This window comes from Herbiconiux flava (assembly GCF_013409865.1).
GTDB lineage: Bacteria > Actinomycetota > Actinomycetes > Actinomycetales > Microbacteriaceae > Herbiconiux > Herbiconiux flava.
On the sequence record NZ_JACCBM010000001.1, the window covers coordinates 402,634 to 419,029 of the forward strand.

15 protein-coding genes are annotated in these 16,396 nt (G+C 72.1%); 6 read left to right on the top strand and 9 right to left on the bottom strand.

All coding sequences use genetic code 11. From position 1 onward, the window contains the following. Nucleotides 1–50: 50 nt before the first annotated feature. The gene (locus tag BJ984_RS01920) at nucleotides 51–1,580 is read right to left on the bottom strand and encodes an APC family permease (RefSeq protein ID WP_179546590.1); all 1,530 of its coding nucleotides are present in this window, start codon (nucleotides 1,578–1,580) and stop codon (nucleotides 51–53) included. Between the two features lie 226 nt (nucleotides 1,581–1,806). Between BJ984_RS01920 and BJ984_RS01925 the strand changes: the two genes are divergently transcribed. Beyond that, nucleotides 1,807–3,303 carry an APC family permease gene (locus tag BJ984_RS01925; protein ID WP_179546591.1) on the top strand — a complete coding sequence of 499 codons (1,497 nt, stop codon included), beginning with the start codon at nucleotides 1,807–1,809 and terminating at the stop codon, nucleotides 3,301–3,303. Beyond that, a complete protein-coding gene (locus BJ984_RS01930) occupies nucleotides 3,300–4,103 on the top strand; it encodes a helix-turn-helix domain-containing protein (RefSeq protein ID WP_271206357.1) in 804 nt (267 codons plus the stop codon). The genes BJ984_RS01925 and BJ984_RS01930 overlap by 4 nt, the downstream gene beginning before the upstream one ends. A gap of 19 nt (nucleotides 4,104–4,122) precedes the next feature. Here BJ984_RS01930 and BJ984_RS01935 read toward each other — a convergent pair whose 3' ends face one another. From BJ984_RS01935 to BJ984_RS01950, 4 genes are all read right to left on the bottom strand, one after another. After that, the gene (locus BJ984_RS01935; RefSeq protein ID WP_179546592.1) at nucleotides 4,123–5,181 is read right to left on the bottom strand and encodes a zinc-dependent alcohol dehydrogenase; all 1,059 of its coding nucleotides are present in this window, start codon (nucleotides 5,179–5,181) and stop codon (nucleotides 4,123–4,125) included. After that, nucleotides 5,181–7,688, bottom strand: coding sequence for an ATP-binding cassette domain-containing protein (locus BJ984_RS01940; protein WP_179546593.1), 2,508 nt, complete (start codon nucleotides 7,686–7,688; stop codon nucleotides 5,181–5,183). Before BJ984_RS01940 ends, BJ984_RS01935 begins: the two co-directional genes overlap by 1 nt. Before the next feature lie 37 nt (nucleotides 7,689–7,725). Further along, on the bottom strand, nucleotides 7,726–8,835 hold the full coding sequence (locus tag BJ984_RS01945; RefSeq protein ID WP_173182431.1) for a substrate-binding domain-containing protein: 1,110 nt from the start codon (nucleotides 8,833–8,835) through the stop codon (nucleotides 7,726–7,728). Nucleotides 8,836–8,908: 73 nt separating this feature from the next. Continuing rightward, nucleotides 8,909–9,922: an ABC transporter permease gene (locus BJ984_RS01950; protein WP_179546594.1), complete on the bottom strand. Its 1,014-nt coding sequence runs from the start codon at nucleotides 9,920–9,922 to the stop codon at nucleotides 8,909–8,911. A 220-nt stretch (nucleotides 9,923–10,142) separates the two neighbouring features. Between BJ984_RS01950 and BJ984_RS01955 the strand changes: the two genes are divergently transcribed. Further along, the gene (locus BJ984_RS01955) at nucleotides 10,143–11,222 is read left to right on the top strand and encodes an SDR family oxidoreductase (protein WP_179546595.1); all 1,080 of its coding nucleotides are present in this window, start codon (nucleotides 10,143–10,145) and stop codon (nucleotides 11,220–11,222) included. A gap of 15 nt (nucleotides 11,223–11,237) precedes the next feature. Here BJ984_RS01955 and BJ984_RS01960 read toward each other — a convergent pair whose 3' ends face one another. Further along, complete coding sequence (locus tag BJ984_RS01960; protein ID WP_179546596.1) at nucleotides 11,238–12,254, bottom strand: PHP domain-containing protein; 1,017 nt, start codon at nucleotides 12,252–12,254, stop codon at nucleotides 11,238–11,240. 113 nt (nucleotides 12,255–12,367) lie between these two features. Between BJ984_RS01960 and BJ984_RS01965 the strand changes: the two genes are divergently transcribed. Next, entirely contained in the window at nucleotides 12,368–13,276 is a 909-nt protein-coding gene (locus BJ984_RS01965; RefSeq protein ID WP_179546597.1) for a hypothetical protein, read from the top strand. A gap of 37 nt (nucleotides 13,277–13,313) precedes the next feature. Here BJ984_RS01965 and BJ984_RS01970 read toward each other — a convergent pair whose 3' ends face one another. Beyond that, on the bottom strand, nucleotides 13,314–13,838 hold the full coding sequence (locus tag BJ984_RS01970) for an MmyB family transcriptional regulator (protein WP_179546598.1): 525 nt from the start codon (nucleotides 13,836–13,838) through the stop codon (nucleotides 13,314–13,316). Nucleotides 13,839–13,963: 125 nt separating this feature from the next. On the opposite strand from BJ984_RS01970, the gene BJ984_RS01975 reads away from it, so the two are divergent. Next, nucleotides 13,964–14,185: a hypothetical protein gene (locus BJ984_RS01975; RefSeq protein WP_179546599.1), complete on the top strand. Its 222-nt coding sequence runs from the start codon at nucleotides 13,964–13,966 to the stop codon at nucleotides 14,183–14,185. On the opposite strand, the gene BJ984_RS01980 is transcribed toward BJ984_RS01975, so the two are convergent. Continuing rightward, nucleotides 14,157–15,086 carry an aldo/keto reductase gene (locus tag BJ984_RS01980; RefSeq protein ID WP_271206358.1) on the bottom strand — a complete coding sequence of 310 codons (930 nt, stop codon included), beginning with the start codon at nucleotides 15,084–15,086 and terminating at the stop codon, nucleotides 14,157–14,159. The two genes, BJ984_RS01975 and BJ984_RS01980, sit on opposite strands and share 29 nt — an antisense overlap. 108 nt (nucleotides 15,087–15,194) lie before the next feature. Between BJ984_RS01980 and BJ984_RS01985 the strand changes: the two genes are divergently transcribed. Continuing rightward, on the top strand, nucleotides 15,195–15,467 hold the full coding sequence (locus tag BJ984_RS01985) for a hypothetical protein (RefSeq protein ID WP_179546601.1): 273 nt from the start codon (nucleotides 15,195–15,197) through the stop codon (nucleotides 15,465–15,467). A gap of 57 nt (nucleotides 15,468–15,524) precedes the next feature. Here BJ984_RS01985 and BJ984_RS01990 read toward each other — a convergent pair whose 3' ends face one another. Beyond that, nucleotides 15,525–16,394, bottom strand: coding sequence for a LysR family transcriptional regulator (locus BJ984_RS01990; protein ID WP_179546602.1), 870 nt, complete (start codon nucleotides 16,392–16,394; stop codon nucleotides 15,525–15,527). Nucleotides 16,395–16,396: the final 2 nt, after the last annotated feature.

Below are 16,396 nucleotides of genomic sequence, written 5' to 3' on the forward strand. Positions count from 1 at the left end.
TGCTGCCGAGGCCGGCGGCGGTCAGATCGGTGGTGAAGAGCGGATGCGCGTCAGACGCCGGTGGCGTCGGGCGGGATCGCAGCGGGCACCGTCGAGGCGCTCGAGTCGCTGATCGCGTCGGTGATGGTCGCGTACACCGCCGGCCGGCGGCTCCGCAGCACGGCGGCCTGCACCAGCCCGATCAGCGGGAAGATCACGACGAGCGCCAGCAGCGCGATGCTCACCCCGCCGAAGACGGGCACCCCGTCGGCGTCGACGTCGCCGACCATGATCGGGAAGTACGCGATGATGATCACCGCCGAGCCGATCAGACCGAGGAAGCCGAGGGCGGGGGCGATGACCGTGTTCCAGAGCCGCCGGTCCTGCCGGGTGCGGGCGAAGTAGACGATCACGGCCAGCGAGGTGATGGCCATCAGGATCGCGATGGCGAGGGTGGCGACGCCGGCGAACCAGGTGAACACCTGCAGCACCGGGTCGAGCCCGAGCAGCGCGAAGACGACGATCAGCACCGCCGCGGTGGCGCTCTGCACGACCGAGGAGGTGTGCGGCGAGAGGTGCTTCGGGTGCACCCGGCCGAGCACGTTCGGCAGCACCGAGGCGTTCGACATCGAGTGCTGGTAGCGGGTGATGACGTTGTGGAACGACAGCACGCAGGCGAACATGCTCGTGATCAGCAGCACGTTGATGATGACCTCGCCCACCACGCCGAGGTACTTGGCGGTGGTGACGATGATCATGGCGCCCGGGTCCTCGGCGGCCACGCCCAGGACGTTGTCGGGGCCCCAGGCCATCACGAGCCCCCACGAGGCGAGGGTGTAGAAGACACCGATGCCGATCACGGCCGTGTAGGTGGCGCGGGGGATCGTGCGGGTCGGGTCCTTGGCCTCGTCGCGGAAGATCGCCGTCGCCTCGAAGCCGATGAAGGCGGCGATGGCGAACATCAGGCCGACGCCGGGGGCTCCCGAGAAGACGTTCTCGGGCAGGAACGGTGCGGCCGAGAGGCCCTGCTCGCCGCCGGAGAAGACGATCGCGATCACGAGCACCAGCACGATGCCGACCTCGCCGACGAGCAGGATGCCGAGCACCCGGCTGGACAGGTCGATGTGGCGGTAGCCGAGGAAGCCGACGATCGCGATCACGGCCAACGAGTAGAGGTACCAGGGGATGTCCGGCCCGCCGAGCCCCGTGACGGTGACCTGCAGGATGTACCCGATGTACCCGTGCACGCTCACCTGGATGGCGGTGTAGGTGAGCAGCGCGAGGAAGGCGCTGGCGAGCCCGGCCGGCCGGCCGAGGCCGTAGCCCACGAAGGTGAAGAAGGCGCCGGGCTTCGGCACGTGCCGGGTCATGGCGGCGAGGCCGACGGCGAACAGCAGCAGGATGACCGCGGACACGGCGTAGAGGCTCGGGAAGCCGACCCCGTTGCCGAGCAGGATGCCGAGCGGCGCGGCTCCGCCGACGACGGTCAGCGGGGCGGCGGCGGCCACCACCATGAACACGATGGCGGTGACGCCGAGCGAGCCCTTCAGGGTTCGGGCGTGCGGGGTGCCGGTGACGGCGGGGTCCTTCGTGACGGACATGGATTCTCCTCGGGGTGGCAGGCGGGTGGGGCGAGCGGATGGAGACGGGCGGGGGTGCGGGGGCTCGCCGTCCACTGTGCTCGCCCGGCGTTGCGGGCCTGTCACCGCCGCGTGAAGCTTCGGGGCACGCGAAATGAGACGGCCGCGCATCCGTCTCATTCAGCGATCACGAACCCGAAACACAGCCGTCGCACGGCCGCAACGCGCGGCTCGTAGCCTGAGCCGCGTGACCGCCCTCGAACGTGCCATCGCGCATCCGGCCCCCGTTCCGGGCATCGGCACGCGCTCACCCGTCGACGGCCTCGAGCGCCGCAGCGTCGGCTTCGTGGACGTGCTGGCCCAGTCGGTGTCGGCGGTGGCGCCCTCGGCGGCGGCCACGACCATCCCGCTGCTGGTGGCCGTCGTGGCCGGCGGGGCGACGCTGTGGTCGCTCGCGGTGGCGATGCTGATCGCCCTCGCGGTGGCCACGACCGTGAACCAGTTCACCCGGCGGATCGCCGCGACCGGCTCCCTCTACACCTACGTCACCCGCGGGCTCGGCACGGGCGCCGGCTTCGTCGCCGGCATCGCGACGCTGATCGGCTACGGCTTCATCGCGATGTTCTCGCTCGCGGGGGCGGGTTACTACCTCTCGATCCTCGTGGGGCGGGCCTGGCCGGGGGCCACCTCGCCGCTGTTCGCGATCGTCTGCATCGGCCTGATGGCGCTGGTCGTGCTCGTGGTGATCGTGCGGGGCATCCGGCTCTCGACCCGGCTGACGCTGCTGATCGAGACGGTGTCGGTCGGCATCATCCTCGTGCTGGTGGTGACCCTGCTGGTCGCCACCGGGCCGGGCATCGACTGGAGCGCCTTCGACGTCGGCGGCTCGACGCCCGCGACCTTCGCCGTGGGCTCGGTGCTGGCGCTGACCGCGTTCGTGGGCTTCGAGAGCTCGGCCGCGCTCGGCGTCGAGGCGAAGCGGCCGTTCGCCGCCGTGCCCCGCGCGATCGTGTGGACGGTGATCGCCTCGGGCACCCTCTTCCTCGTCGCCAGCTACAGCCAGATCGTCGGCTTCTCGGCTCTCGGCCTCGACCTCGTCGGCAGCGGGTCGCCCGTGAACGACCTCGCCACGGCCTACGGGGTCGAGTGGATGGGGCTGCTGCTCGACCTCAGCATCGCCACCTCGTTCCTCGCCTGCGCCATCGCCTCCACGACGGCGCTCGCGCGGGTGCTCTTCGCGATGGGCCGGGAGGGTGTGGTGCCGCCGCTGGTGGGGTCCGCGCATCCGCGATTCAGGACCCCGTGGGTGGCCGCGGCGATCGCCGTGCCCGTGGTGGCCGGGGTGCCGATCGCCGCCATCGCGCTCGGCTCCGGGCTGTGGGAGACGCTGATCGTCGTGGCCGCCGCCGGGTACATCACGGCCTACGGGCTGGTCTGCGTGGCCGCCCCGGTGTTCCTCCGGCGCATCGGCGAGCTGACCGCCGCCGTGGCGGTGCGGTCGATCACGGCGGCCGCGCTGCTCGGGGTGGGCCTCGTGGTCTACCTCTCGGTCGAGTTCGCCGGCGAGCGCTGGATCGGCGCCGCCGTGTTCGTGCTGCTGCTCGGCGCCGGCTCGGTGCTCTCGATGCTGCGGCGCCGGCGGCACCCGTGGCTGCTCGACACGGTCGGCGTGTACGACGTGCCCGTCGCCTCCGACGTGCTGGGCGGCGGGGCCGGCGACGCTCCGGGAGGCGGGCCGGGGTGACCGAGCCGTCGCGCCACCCCCTCCCCCCGCCGGCCGACCTGCGCGCCCGGCAGCCCAAGGCCGTGCACAGCGCGCTGGCCGTGCTGGAGGAGGCGGCGCGCTGCGGCCCCGGCGTGACGGCGCAGCAGGTCTCCGACAACCTCGGTCTGCCCCGCGCCACGACCTACCGCCTGATCAACCTGCTGGTGCAGGACGAGTACCTCGTTCGCATGCCCGACCTCCGCGGCTTCACGCTCGGGCGCAAGGTCGTCGAGCTCGCGCACCGGGTGGCGCCTTCCGCGGTGCCCGCCTCGGCAGCGGCGGGGGTCACGGGGGCGCCGGTGCTGCCGCGCGCCGCGGTGCGCGTCGTCGACGGGCTGCGGGCGGGCATCCGGGGCGGCGTGCACCTCGTGGGCTACGTCGACGAACGGATGCACGTGCTCGACCCCGACCCCGACTTCCCCCTGGCCGACGAACGCCGGCTGCTCGCGGAGTACGACGTCTCGGCGATGGGCCGCCTGCTGATCGCCGAGCGCCTGGCCGCCGGAGCCGCGCCACCCGCCGCCCTCTCGGCCCGGGCGCAGCGCGCGCCCGAGCTGCTCGAGGGCATCCGCCGGGACGTGGCCGCGGCCCGGCACTCGCGGCAGCTCGACGCCTTCACCCCGGGCTTCGGCTGTCTGGCGCTTCCCATCCGCGGGCCGCGCGGCGAGCTCGTCGCCGGGCTCGTGCTCTCGGCCCCGCGCGTGCGGATCGAGCAGCCGGGCGCGGTGCTCGAGCAGCTCACGGCGGGCACGCGCGAACTCGCGCCGCTGCTGGCCTGAGCCGATACTCGGCCTGCCCTCAGGCCCAGGGGTCGATCAGCACCTTGCCGTCGAGGCGCCCGGCCACGAGCAGCTCCAGCTGCTCCGGCAGGGCTTCGAGCGGCACGACGCCCGCGAGCAGTTCGGGCCCCACGACGCCCTCGGCGAGGATGTCGAGGGCCGGTCCGAGGTCGGCGTCGCAGACGTGCGCGAGGCTCGAGTCGATCGTGACCTCGCGGAAGACGAGCGAGTGCACGTCGAGCTCCGGCTTCGCCTTGGGCAGGCCGACGGCGAGCACCCGCCCACCGTCGCGCACGAGCGCGACCGCGGTGGCGAGCTGGCCGGGCGCCCCGCTGGCCTCGATCACGACATCGGGACGGGCTCCGCCGAAGGCCTCGGCGACCGCGTCGCTGAGCTCGGGCACCGCCGCGGGGGCGAGCACGGCCGAGGCACCGAAGCGCAGCGCCCGCTCCTGCTTGGGCCCGGGGAACTCGACGACCACCACGGTCGCGTGGATGAGGTGCCGCAGCCCGGCCAGCACGAACGACGCGATCGCGCCGCCGCCGATGATGACGACCCGGTCGCCGTCGCGGGCGCCCGAGCGTCGGGCCGCGTGGATGCCGACCGCGAGCGGCTGGGCGAGGGCGGCATGGTCGAAGGAGAGGCCGTCGGGGATGCGCGCCAGAGTGCGCGAGGGCACCGACACGTACTCGGCCATCCCGCCGTCGGTGCTGAGCCCGAGGGTCCAGTAGCGCTCGCACATGTTCGTGCGGCCCTCGAGGCAGCGCGCGCACGTGCCGCACCAGACACCGGCCCCGCTGGCGACGCGGTCACCGGGCTGGAAGCCGCTGTCCGCATCCGCCTCGACGACCTCGCCGACGAACTCGTGGCCCGGGATCATCGGGCCGGTGTGGCCCGTCACCCGGTGCGCGACCGTCACGGGGAAGACCTTGGGCCCGACGGCCCACTCGGTGGCGTCGGTGCCGCAGAGGCCCGAGCGCACGACCCGCAGCAGCACCTCGCCGGCGCCGCGCGACGGGGCCGGCACGGTCGACGAGACCCGGATGTCGTGGTCGCCGTGGTAGACCGCGGCGCGCATCAGACGAGCACCGTGCGGCGACGCCGGGCGACCGAGTAGAACACGGCCGCGATCAGGATCAGCACGCCCTGGAAGATGTACTGCCACATCTGCGACAGACCGAGGAAGGTGGTCGCGTTGAGCACCTGGATCAGCAGGATCGAGCCGAACAGGCTGCCGACGAAGGTGCCGCGGCCACCCAGCAGCGAGGTTCCGCCGAGCACCACCGCGGTGATGCTGGAGAGCGTGTACGAGACGCCCTGCGCCGGGTCGCCGACGCCGATCTGCGTCATCAGCACGATCGCGCCGAGGAAGGCGAGCACCGAGGTGGCGACGTAGGCGAAGACGACCGTGCGGTCGATGTCCACACCGATCCGGCGGGCGGCCTCCTCGTTCGAGCCGGTCGCCCGCAGGCGCCAGCCCCAGCGGCGCTTCCGCAGTGCCAGCTCGAGCAGCACCGTGAACACGACGAGAACGATGAAGATCAGCGGCACCGGCCCCACGCGGGTGGTGATCAGCGCGGTGAAGGAGCCGGCGATGTAGCCGCCGGGCGAGTCGCGCAGCAGGAAGCTGAGCCCCTGCAGCGCGATGTAGAGCGTCAGGGTCGCCGCGATGGCCGTGAACTTGCCGAAGCGGATGAGCGAGCCGTTCACGAGTCCGGTCGCCACCGCCAGCACGAACATGAGCAGGATGCCGAGGCCCATCACCCCGAACGGCTGACCGTCGTTGACGAAGAACGACCCGACCACCACCAGGAAGCCGGCCAGCGGCCCGACCGAGAGGTCGATGCCGCCGATCAGCAGCGAGATGGTCTGTCCGAGGGCGATGAAGCCTAGGGCGCTGACGAGCATCAGCACCGAGAAGATGTTGAAGTCGGACAGGTAGCGCACGTTCTGGCTGAAGATGAAGGCGCCGAGCACCGCGATCACGGCCACGAGCAGGGCCGAGGGGGCGTAGTCGCCCTGGATGAATCGACGGAGCGGGGTGGAGCGCGCGACCTTCTCGGTGGCGAGCTGCGTGTTGGCGGTGTGAGCGGTGGAGGTGACGGCCGTCTGCACAATGCGCGTCTCGGTGATGTCGTCGCCCGTGAGGGTGCCGACCGCGTTGCCGCGCGACATCACGATCACCTGGTCGCAGAGGCCCTCGAGCTCCTTCGCGTCGGAGGAGGCGACGACGACCGGGATGCCCGAGGCCGACACCTCGCGGAGGATGCGGTAGATCTCCAGCCGCGCTCCGACGTCTACGCCCTGGGTGGGCTCGTCGGCGATCACGATGGACGGCTCGGAGAGCAGCGCCCGGGCCATCACGACCTTCTGCTGGTTGCCGCCCGAGAGGGAGGAGACCACCGCATCCATCGACGAGGCCTTCACCGCCAGGGAGTCGAGGGTCTCGCCCACGGTCTCGACCTCGGCCCGGCGACTGACCAGCGCCCAGCGCTTGAAGCGCTTGAGGGCCGAGATCGCGGCGTTCTCGCGCACGGTCAGGGTCATCATCAGACCCTCGCTGTGCCGGTCGGAGGGCATGTAGGCGGTCTTGCCGAGCAGCTGCGAGGCGCTCAGCCCGCGCCCACCGACCGCGACCGTGCCGGTGAAGCCGTCGAGGCCGGCGAGGGCGCGGAGCAGCTCGCTCTGGCCGTTGCCGACGACGCCCGCGATGCCGAGGATCTCGCCGCGCCGCACCGCGGCCGAGACGTCGACGAAGCCGTCGCCCGTCAGGTGGCTGAGCACGAGGTTGATGTCGTCGCTCTCGGTCGCCGTGTACTTCGGCGGGAAGGTCGACTCCATCTGCCGGCCGACGATCATCGTCAGCAGTTCGTCGTCGGTGACCTCGTCGACGCGGGCGATGCCGCGCAGCCGGCCGTCACGGAGCACCGTGACCCGGTCGGCGAGCTGGCGCACCTCCGCCATCCGGTGCGTGATGTAGACGACCGCGGTGCCGCGGGCCACGGTCTCGCGCACCCGGGCGAAGAGCAGGTCGACCGAGTCCTGGCCGAGCGGCGCGGTCGGCTCGTCGAGCACCAGCAGGCGGGGCTCGAGAGCCAGCGCCTTGGTGATTTCGAGCAGGTGCTTCTGCGCCACGCTGAGCGTCTCGACCCGGTCGCCGAGGTGGGCGGTCAGGCCCGACTCGCGGATCAGCCGGGTCGCGTACTCCTCGATCGGGCCCTTGCCCTCGAACACCGAGGGCGGCAGCGCCACCCGCAGGTTCTCGAGGATGGTCATGTCGGGCAGCACCGCGGGATGCTGGTGCACGATCGCGATGCCGAGCTTCGCGGCGAGCGCCGGGCTGAGCCCGTCGATCTCCTCGCCGTTCACCCGGATGCGCCCGCCGTCGGGCTGGACGGTGCCGGAAGCGACGTTCATCAACGTCGACTTCCCGGCACCGTTCTCCCCGAGGAGCGCATGCACCTCGCCCGGCAGCACCTCGAGCGAGACGTCGGTCAGCGCCGCGACGCCCGAGTACGACTTCGAGATGCCGGTCAGCGAGAGGACGGCGACGGTGGTGTCGACGTCGTGCAGTTGTGTATCCACGGGATGCCCTTGCGATCGTTCGTGCGTGAAGCGGTTCTTACTTCAGGAGGTCGGCCTGGTCCTGGGGGGACATCTCCGCGGAGAGGAAGATGTCACCGGGCAGGTCGGCCTCGCACTCGACGGGGTTCGGGGTGCCCGACACCGAGTCCTCGAACACCGGGGCGTCGAAGGTGGTGGTGTCGGGGAGGACGCCGCCGGTCGCCTTGGCCACCGCGTACTGAACGGCGAGGCGCACGTTGTCGTTGCCGGTGGCGACCGTCATCATCTTGAAGTCGGGGTTCGCCTCCTGGTTGTCCGTCCAGAAGCAGCCGAGGACGTTGCCGTCCGAGGCGACCAGGGCGGGGATGGAGCGTCCGCTCTTGGTGAACTCGGGCAGCGCACCGACGAGCGAGGGGCCGAAGTCGGAGACGATCACGTCGATCTCCGGGTTCTTGGCGATGGCGCTGGTGAGCACCTGCTGGGTGACCGCCGGGTCCCAGTTGGTGGGCTCGAACGGGGTCTCGCCGATGAACTCGTACTCGCCGCCGTCGCCGAGCACCGAGTTCATGCCGTCGAGCTCGTCCTCGCCCTGGCTGTTGCCCTTGGGGCCCGAGAGGAAGAGGATCTTGGCGCCGTCGGGGAAGTTGGTCTTGATCCACTTGCCCCAGTTCTCGCCGTCGGTGGTGAAGTCGGCGCCGATCCAGGCGTCGTAGTCCACGCCGTCCTCGCCGCCCGGGTTCACGCGATAGGGCACCGTGACGACGCCGGCCTGGTAGGCGCTGCGGAGGGCGGGCAGCATGGCCTCGCCCGCATCCGGGAAGACGACCAGCGCGTTGACGCCCTTGGCGACCATGCCCTGGATGTCGGCGATGGACTTCTGGGTGTCGCCCTGGCCGTCGGCGTACTCGTAGCCGGTGACGCTCGGGCACTTGGCGACCTCGTCGGCGCCGGCCGCGGTGGTGACCTTGCGCCAACTGTTGCCGCCGAAGCCGTCGAGGAGGCCGAGGGTGATCTCGTTCGGGCCGCACCAGTCGGGGGCGCCGGCGACCGGCGCCCCGGTGGTGACGGTGTCGTTGGACGACGGAGCGCCCGAGCTGCAGGCGGTGAGCGCGAGGGCGAGCACGCCGATGCTCGCCGCGGTCAGTGCGATTCGTTTGCGGATGGCCATGGGATGGTTCCTCTCACTGTGCGCGGCGCCTCTGCCGCGGGTGATTCTCGGGTTGGGGTGTGTTCGGGGGTGATCAGGCGGCCGCGCCGACGCGCTGCCGGGAGCCGAGCCGGGCACGCAGGCCCGCCCAGTCGATGGTGTAGAGCGCCACGCCGACGGCGAGCGCCGCGGCCTGGATGATCGAGCGCACCGCGAAGGGCACGCCCGCCGCCAGCACGAACTGGTCGAGCTGGCTGAGGAAGACCGCCGCCACGACGGTCGCGAGCGGGAAGCCGCGACCGCCGAGGAGGCTCGTACCGCCGAGGACCACCACGGCCACGGCGGGGATCAGGTACGCGTTCCCCTGGAACGCGGTGGGCTGCGCCGTGATGCCGGCGAGCAGGATGCCCGCGAGGCAGTACAGCAGCTGCGCCCAGACGTAGGCGGCAGCCTGGTGGGTGCGCACGCGCAGGCCGGTGGCCCGTGCGGCGACGGGGTTGGCACCGACGGCCTCGAAGCGCCGGCCGGCCACCGTCTTCTTCACCAGCACGGTGACGAGCAGGAACGCGGCGAGCGCGAAGAACACCGAGTTCGGGATGCCGAAGCTCAGCCCGCCGGCGACGTCACGGAGCAGCCGGGTGGTCGTGGTCGGGCTGCCGCCCGAGATGCCGAGCACCACGGCGAACAGCAGCGCGTTGGTGCCGAGGGTGGCGATGATCGCGTTCAGGCCGAGGCGGCCGATCAGCAGACCGTTCAGGAGGCCCGCCAGCACGGCGAGGCCGATGGCGAGCAGCACGGCCGGCACGAGCAGCGAGTCGTCGCCGTTCGGGATGCGGCTGACCACGACGATCGACAGCGACACGGCACCGGGGATGGAGAGGTCGATGCCGCCCTGCTGCACGACGAGCATCTGGCCGAGGCCGACGCAGGAGAGCACCGCGGCGAAGGGGAGCATGCCGAGCACGGCCCCCTGCGAGACGCTCGACGGGGCGAACAGCGCACTCACGACGAGCAGCGCGATCACCGCGATGCCCACGGTCACGAGACCCCGCGAGATCGACCAGCGCGAACTCGTCAGTGCGGGTTGCCGTCGCTCCGTTGCGCTCATACTGTCTCCCTGGTGGGTGGGCTTCCGATGAACCCCTCATCGGGCTCGTCGTTGAGTATAGCTTTACACTCGAGACCGAGCGTTCACAACTGCTTTTGATAACTATCCGGTCAATTCGGCCTGTTCTCGGTGATCTTCCCGGTCACCGGCCGCATCCGCTGGGGCTGGCGTGAAGCAGAAGTGTACATTGACTCTGAACACGCCGACGAAAGGGACGACCATGTCAACTGCTGGAGCCGGGCGCCGCGCGCTGGTGATCGGATCGACCGGGATAGCGGGGCAGGCCCTCTGCCGGCTGCTCCTCGAGCAGGGCTTCGAGACCTTCGGGGTCTCGCGGTCCGCGACCGCCCCCGTGCCGGGCGTGCAGCCGATCGCCGCCGACCTCCTCGACGCCGACGGCCTGACCGCCGCCCTGTCGGGGGTGCACCCCGAACTCGTGTTCATCACGGCCTGGATGCGACAGCCGAGCGAGGCGCAGAACATCGAGGTGAACTCGGCCATCGTGCGGAACGTCATCGACGCGACGACCGCCGGAGGAACGGTGCAGCACGTCGCCCTGCTCACCGGACTGAAGCATTACCTCGGGCCGTTCGACAACTACGCCACCGGCGTGATGGCCGACACCCCGTTCGAGGAGGAGTCGGAGCGCCTCGACAGCCCCAACTTCTACTACGCGCAGGAGGACGAGCTGTTCGCGGGCGCCGCCCGGCACGGCTACGGCTGGAGCGTGCACCGCGCCCACACCGTGTTCGGCTACGCCGTGGGCAACGCCATGAACATGGCGCTCACCCTCTCGGTCTACGCGACCATCTGCGCGCGCACCGGCGAGCCGTTCCGCTTCCCGGGGTCGGAGACGCAGTGGAACGGGGTGACCGACGTGACCGACTCCGACCTGCTGGCCGAGCAGCTCGTCTGGGCGGCGACCGATCCCGCCGGCCGCGACCAGGCCTTCAACATCGCCAACGGCGACGTGTTCCGCTGGCGCACGCTCTGGCCGCGGATCGCCGAGCACTTCGGCGTGAGCTGGGAGGGCTTCGACACCGAGCCGGCTCCGCTCGAGGGTCGGATGGGCCACGCCGACGAGGTCTGGCGGGAGATCGCCGCCGAGCACGGCCTCGCCGAGGCCGACGTGTCGCGGCTGGCGAGCTGGTGGCACACCGACGGCGACCTCGGCCGCAACCTCGAGTGCTTCACGAGCATGAACAAGAGCCGCGCGGCAGGCTTCCTCGGCTTCCGCACCACCCCGGGCAGCTTCTTCGACAAGGTCGAGCGCTACCGGGCGTCCCGCATCCTCCCCTAGCAGGAGGATGCGCGGTCAGCGGGTGGTCCAGGCGAGCAGCTGCTCGAGGGGCCAGGTCGTCACGATGCGCTCGGGCGGGATGCCCGCCGCCGCCGCGCGCTCGGCACCGAGGTCGATGAAGCCGAGGTGGCCGGGCGCGTGCGCGTCGGAGTCGATGCTGAACAGGCAGCCCGCCTCGAGGGCGAGCGCGATCAGCTCGTCGGGTGGGTCCTGCCGCTCGGGCCGGGAGTTGATCTCGACCGCGACCCCGGCGTCGGCGCAGGCCGCGAACACGGCGTCCGCGTCGAACTCCGACTGCGGCCGCGTGCCCCGGGAGCCCTGCACGAGGCGGCCCGTGCAGTGGCCGAGCACGTCGGCGCGGCCGGAGCGGATCGCGGCGAGCATCCGCGCGGTCATCGGGCCCTTCTCGTCGCGCAGCTTCGAGTGCACGCTGGCGACGACGACGTCGAGCCGGTCGAGCAGCTCCGGCTCCTGATCGAGAGCGCCGTCGGCGAGGATGTCGACCTCGATGCCCGCGAGCAGCCGGAAGCCCTCGTCGCCGTCGGCGTTCACCCCGGCGACGACGTCGAGCTCGGCCTCGAGTCGCTCGGCGGTGAGCCCGTGCGCGATCTTCAGGCTCGGCGAGTGATCGGTGAGCGCCAGGTACTCGTGGCCCAGTGCACGGGCGGCGGCGGCCATCGAGGGGATGTCGGTCGTGCCGTCCGACCAGTCGCTGTGCGCGTGCAGGTCGCCGCGCAGCTGCTCCCGCAGCGCCTTCGCCTCGGGGCCGAGCTTCTCGCCCGTCCGCGCGCGCAGGGCCTCGAGGTAGTCGGGCACGCGACCCTCCAGTGCCTGCAGCACGATCTCGAGCGAGCGGTCGCCGATGCCCTTCGTGCGGGCGAGACGGCCGTCGGATGCCCGTGCCGCGAGCTCCTCGGCGGGCAGCTCCCCCGCCACCGCCGCCGCCCGGCGGAACGCCTTGACCTTGAAGCCGGGCGCGAGCTCCCGCTCGAGCAGGAACGCGGTCTCGGTCAGGGCGTCGACGGGGTCCATGCCCCCGACCCTAGCCCGGTGCCTGCGACGCGACGAGGAGTCCCGGAGCAATCGGCGCACGGGGGCGGCGACGAATGGTGGAGGGGGCATACCCTTCGACGAGGAGGTGGAGCATGGCGGCTCCGAGCGAGTACCTGAGGGCGAAGCGCGACGCGGAGTTCCGCGATCGGGTGGCGCGGGCGTACGGCGGCGCGAACGACGTGCTCGACGCGCTCTGGTGGCGCGAGCATCCGGGTTCGCCGACGCCCGCCGGGGTGGAGTCGCCCGCGGCCCGTCGTGCCGAGCTGCAGCGCACGGCCTTCGCGCCGGCCGCCAAGGGCAGCGCCGACGCCGTGCCCCGGGCCGACCGTGCCGCCGCCGAGCTGGCGCAGCTGGACGCCGCCCTCGCCGAGGAGCGGGAGGCCATCGACCAGGCCGTGGCCGAGGCGACCGCCGTCGGAACCGCGCTCGCCGTCGCGGATGCCGACGAACCTCCGACCGACGGGGAGACCGCCCCCGCCCGGCGCCCGCAGCGGGTGCGCCGGCGTCTCGCGGCCGTCGCGGCTGTCGGCTTCGTGCTCGCGCTGGTGGGCGGCGCCGTCGGGTTCACCCTGGCCCAGGCGACCGGCGGGTCGATCGCCGGTCTCGGTGCAGGAGGCGGGCCGCCGTTCGCCGACGCCTCCGCTGCGCTGGCGATCTTCGACCGGCCCTCGCAGCCGGCCGACCAGCCGCCCGTGCTCTACGCCGTGCAGCTGCGCGAGGAGACCCTGCGCACGCTCTCGATGGCGGACACCCCGCTCTACGTCGCCCGCGACATCGACGACGACGTCTGCATCGTGCTGGTGCAGGACAACGGCACCTACACGGCGAACTGCGTGCCGCCCGACCGCTTCCCGTCGACGGGCCTGCTGATCCGCGGCTCGATCGCGGTGACCGGGCGGCCCTCGCAGGGCGACCAGCTGCCGCAGAGCTTCGTCGACGTCGAGGCGAGCTGGCTGCCCGACGGGACGACGGTGTGGGGGCAGAACCCGCAGACGAGGTAGCGGCACCGATGCGGTGGAGCAGGGCGGCCGGACGGAGCTACGGCGTCAGCGTCTCGGCGATCGCGGCCAGGGCCCGCCCGGCCGCCGGCCCGTCGGGTCGCCAGACCAGCACGGTGTCGCCGGCATCCGGGAGCTCGAGCCGGTGGAAGGTGAGGGTGAAGGGCTCGGCCGAGCCGGCGCCGAACTCCCACGACCCGGTGAGGCGCTGCCGGCCGGAGTCGTCGGCGAAGGCGCGCGCGAAGGCACGGCTCTGCGCCGAGAGCTCGCCGACGATCCGCCGGAACTCGGGATCGGCGTCGTGCCGGTCGAGCTCCCAGCGCAGGGTCGCGGCGATGTGCTCGGCGAACCGGGGCCAGGAGGCCTGGCTGTCGACCACGGAGTCGTCGAGGAAGGCCGCCCGGGCCAGGTTGACGCCCTCGCGGAAGAACGGCGAGACCGCGCGAGCCAGGCGGGTGGCGCCGACGACGGTGAGGTACCGGTCGTGCACGATGACCGGCAGGCCGTCGAGCGCGCGGAGCAGGGCGTCGAGCTCGTCACGGCGACGGAGCGGGGCTTCGGTCACGGTGCCTCCTTCGCACGTTCGGAATCCTCCGGGTATTCGGACTCCTCCAGGTATAGGGCGACGAGGGGCCCGGCGGCCCGACTGGTTGTCGGAATCCCGCCCGACTCCGACGTAGGGTGTGCTGCATGGACGACGAGGAGCGGAGGAGGCTGGCCGACCAGGAGCGGAGGAGGCTGGCCGACGAGCAGGAGCGACGGGCCCTGCAGGCCCTCGAGACGATCGTGCACGGCGGCGACCTGGGGGCCGAGACGCTCGCGCTCTCGAACGAGTTCACCGACCGCCACACCGCGCGGCTGAAGTCCTGGCTGGCGGCCCGCCTCAGGGGAGGACGTGGCCCGCAGCCGTGAACAGCCGGTACCACTCCGGCCGGGTGAGCACGACGTCGGCGCCCGCGGCCGCATCGGTCACGCGACCGGGGTTCGTGGTGCCGAGCACGACCTGGATGCCGGCGGGGTGCCGGGTGATCCAGGCGGTGGCGATCGCCATCGGCGTCACGCCGTAGGACGCGGCGAGCTCGTCGAGCACGTCGTTCAGCTCGGCGAAGTGCTCGCGGTCGCCGAGGAAGACTCCGTCGAAGAAGCCCTTCTGGAAGGGCGACCACGCCTGCAGCGTGATGTCGTTCAGGCGCGCGTGGTCGAGCATCCCGAGGCCCCGGTCGACCGACTGGTCGAGGCGCACCATGTTCGCCGCCACACCCTGCGCGATGATGGGCGCATGCGTGATGCTCAGCTGCACCTGGTTGACGACGAGGGGCTGGCGCACGGTGCGGGCCAGCAGGTCGATCTGGCCGGGCGTGTGGTTCGAGACGCCGAAGTACCGCACCTTGCCCGCGCTCTCGAGCGCGTCGAACGCGGAGGCGACCTCCTCGGGCTCGACCAGGGCGTCGGGCCGGTGCAGCAGCAGCAGGTCGAGGTGCTCGAGGCGCAGGGCGGCGAGCGACTCGTCGACCGTGCGGAGGATGTGCTCGGCCGAGAAGTCGAAGTAGCCGTCACGGATGCCGACCTTCGACTGGATGACCACCTGCTCCCGCTCGGCGGGCGTGAACGACACGGCATCGCCGAAGCGGCGCTCGCTGCCGTGCCGCTCGCCACCGTAGATGTCGGCATGGTCGAACATCGTGACGCCGGCGTCGCGGGCGGCTCCGACGAGGGTGCGGATCTCCTCGTCGTCGAGCTCGGCGATGCGCATCAGTCCGAGGACGACGGCGGAGACGGACAGGTCGGTACGGGCGATGCGCTGGCTCTTCACGGGCCCCAGCCTCCCGCACCCGGCGGGATTCGGCCACCGGGACTCCCGGAAACCTCCGGATGCCGGTACGTTCATGAGGAACCGTTGTTTTCTGGAGGGAATCACACCATGACCGCATCCGCACCGCAGCCCGCTCCGGCCGGAACCGACTACCCGGGCAAGACCCTCGGCATCGTCGGCCTGATCGTCGCCATCTTCTTCAACCTGATCGGCCTGATCATCTCGGCCATCGCGCTGAACCAGTCGAAGAAGGCCGGCTACAAGAACACCCCGGCCCTCGCCGGAGTCATCGTCGGCGCCGTGCTCTTCGTGATCGCCATCATCTTCTCGATCGTGACGGTCGTCGCGTCGATGTCGATGATGGGCAGCACCACCTACTGAGCCCCGGCTCCCAGCGCTCCGTGTCCCCGTTCGGTCGGGGGCACGGAGCGCTGTCGTTCAGGCAGGCGCGCGCAGAGCCTCGGCCAGTGCCGCCAGCAGCGGACGACGGGCCGCCCCGCGGCGCACGGCCAGCGACACCACCCAGGGCGGGGGCGGGTCGGTGAGCGGCAGGCGCGCGCATCCGCTCGCCTCGATCACGTCGGGCACCACCGCCACCCCGAAGCCAGCGGCCACCCACGGCGCCACGCTCGGCAGGTCGGGCAGCTCGGCCGCGAGATGCCTCGCGAGGCCCCGGTCGGCGAGCGCCCGGTCGAGCTGCAGGCGGTTGCCGTAGCCCGGCAGCACGTCGACCCACTCCTCGCCGGCGAGGTCGGCCAGCGACACCGCGGCGCGGGTCGCGAGCGGGTGCCCCTCGGGCACGAGCGCCACGAAGTCGAAGGTCGCGATCGGCCAGGCGTCGAGCGTGGGCGGGGCCGGCACCGCGAGGAAGGCGAGGTCGAGGCGCCCGTGCCCGAGGTCGTCGGCCAGCCCGGTGGAGCCCACGGGCGACGAGACGAGCTGGATGTCGACGAGCGGATGCTCGCGCCGGAAGCGCCCGAGCACCCCGGGCAGGTCGAGCAGCTGCATGCCGGTGAAGGTGCCGATGCGCACCCGTCCGCGGAGGCCGCTGCCCGACTCGGTGGCGGCGCGGCGCAGCTCCTCGGCGTCGTCGACGAGGGCCCGCGCGAGCGGCAGCAGCACCTCGCCCGCCGCGAGCAGCCGCACCGACTTGGTGGTGCGCTCGAACAGCGCCACGCCGAGCTCGCCCTCCAGACTGCGAAGGCCTGCCGAGACGGTCGACTGCGCCACGAAGAGCCGCTCGGAGGCGCGGGTGACGCTGAGCTCGTCGGCCACGGTGACGAAGTACTCCAGCAGGCGGGTCTCCATGG

Coding starts and splice junctions, on each gene's coding strand:
- BJ984_RS01920 (WP_179546590.1), bottom strand. CDS start 1,580: ATGTCCGTCACGAAGGACCCCGCCGTCACCGGCACCCCGCACGCCCGA.
- BJ984_RS01935 (WP_179546592.1), bottom strand. CDS start 5,181: ATGCGCGCCGCGGTCTACCACGGCGACCACGACATCCGGGTCTCGTCG.
- BJ984_RS01945 (WP_173182431.1), bottom strand. CDS start 8,835: ATGGCCATCCGCAAACGAATCGCACTGACCGCGGCGAGCATCGGCGTG.
- BJ984_RS01950 (WP_179546594.1), bottom strand. CDS start 9,922: ATGAGCGCAACGGAGCGACGGCAACCCGCACTGACGAGTTCGCGCTGG.
- BJ984_RS01955 (WP_179546595.1), top strand. CDS start 10,143: ATGTCAACTGCTGGAGCCGGGCGCCGCGCGCTGGTGATCGGATCGACC.
- BJ984_RS01960 (WP_179546596.1), bottom strand. CDS start 12,254: ATGGACCCCGTCGACGCCCTGACCGAGACCGCGTTCCTGCTCGAGCGG.
- BJ984_RS01965 (WP_179546597.1), top strand. CDS start 12,368: ATGGCGGCTCCGAGCGAGTACCTGAGGGCGAAGCGCGACGCGGAGTTC.
- BJ984_RS01975 (WP_179546599.1), top strand. CDS start 13,964: ATGGACGACGAGGAGCGGAGGAGGCTGGCCGACCAGGAGCGGAGGAGG.
- BJ984_RS01985 (WP_179546601.1), top strand. CDS start 15,195: ATGACCGCATCCGCACCGCAGCCCGCTCCGGCCGGAACCGACTACCCG.
- BJ984_RS01990 (WP_179546602.1), bottom strand. CDS start 16,394: ATGGAGACCCGCCTGCTGGAGTACTTCGTCACCGTGGCCGACGAGCTC.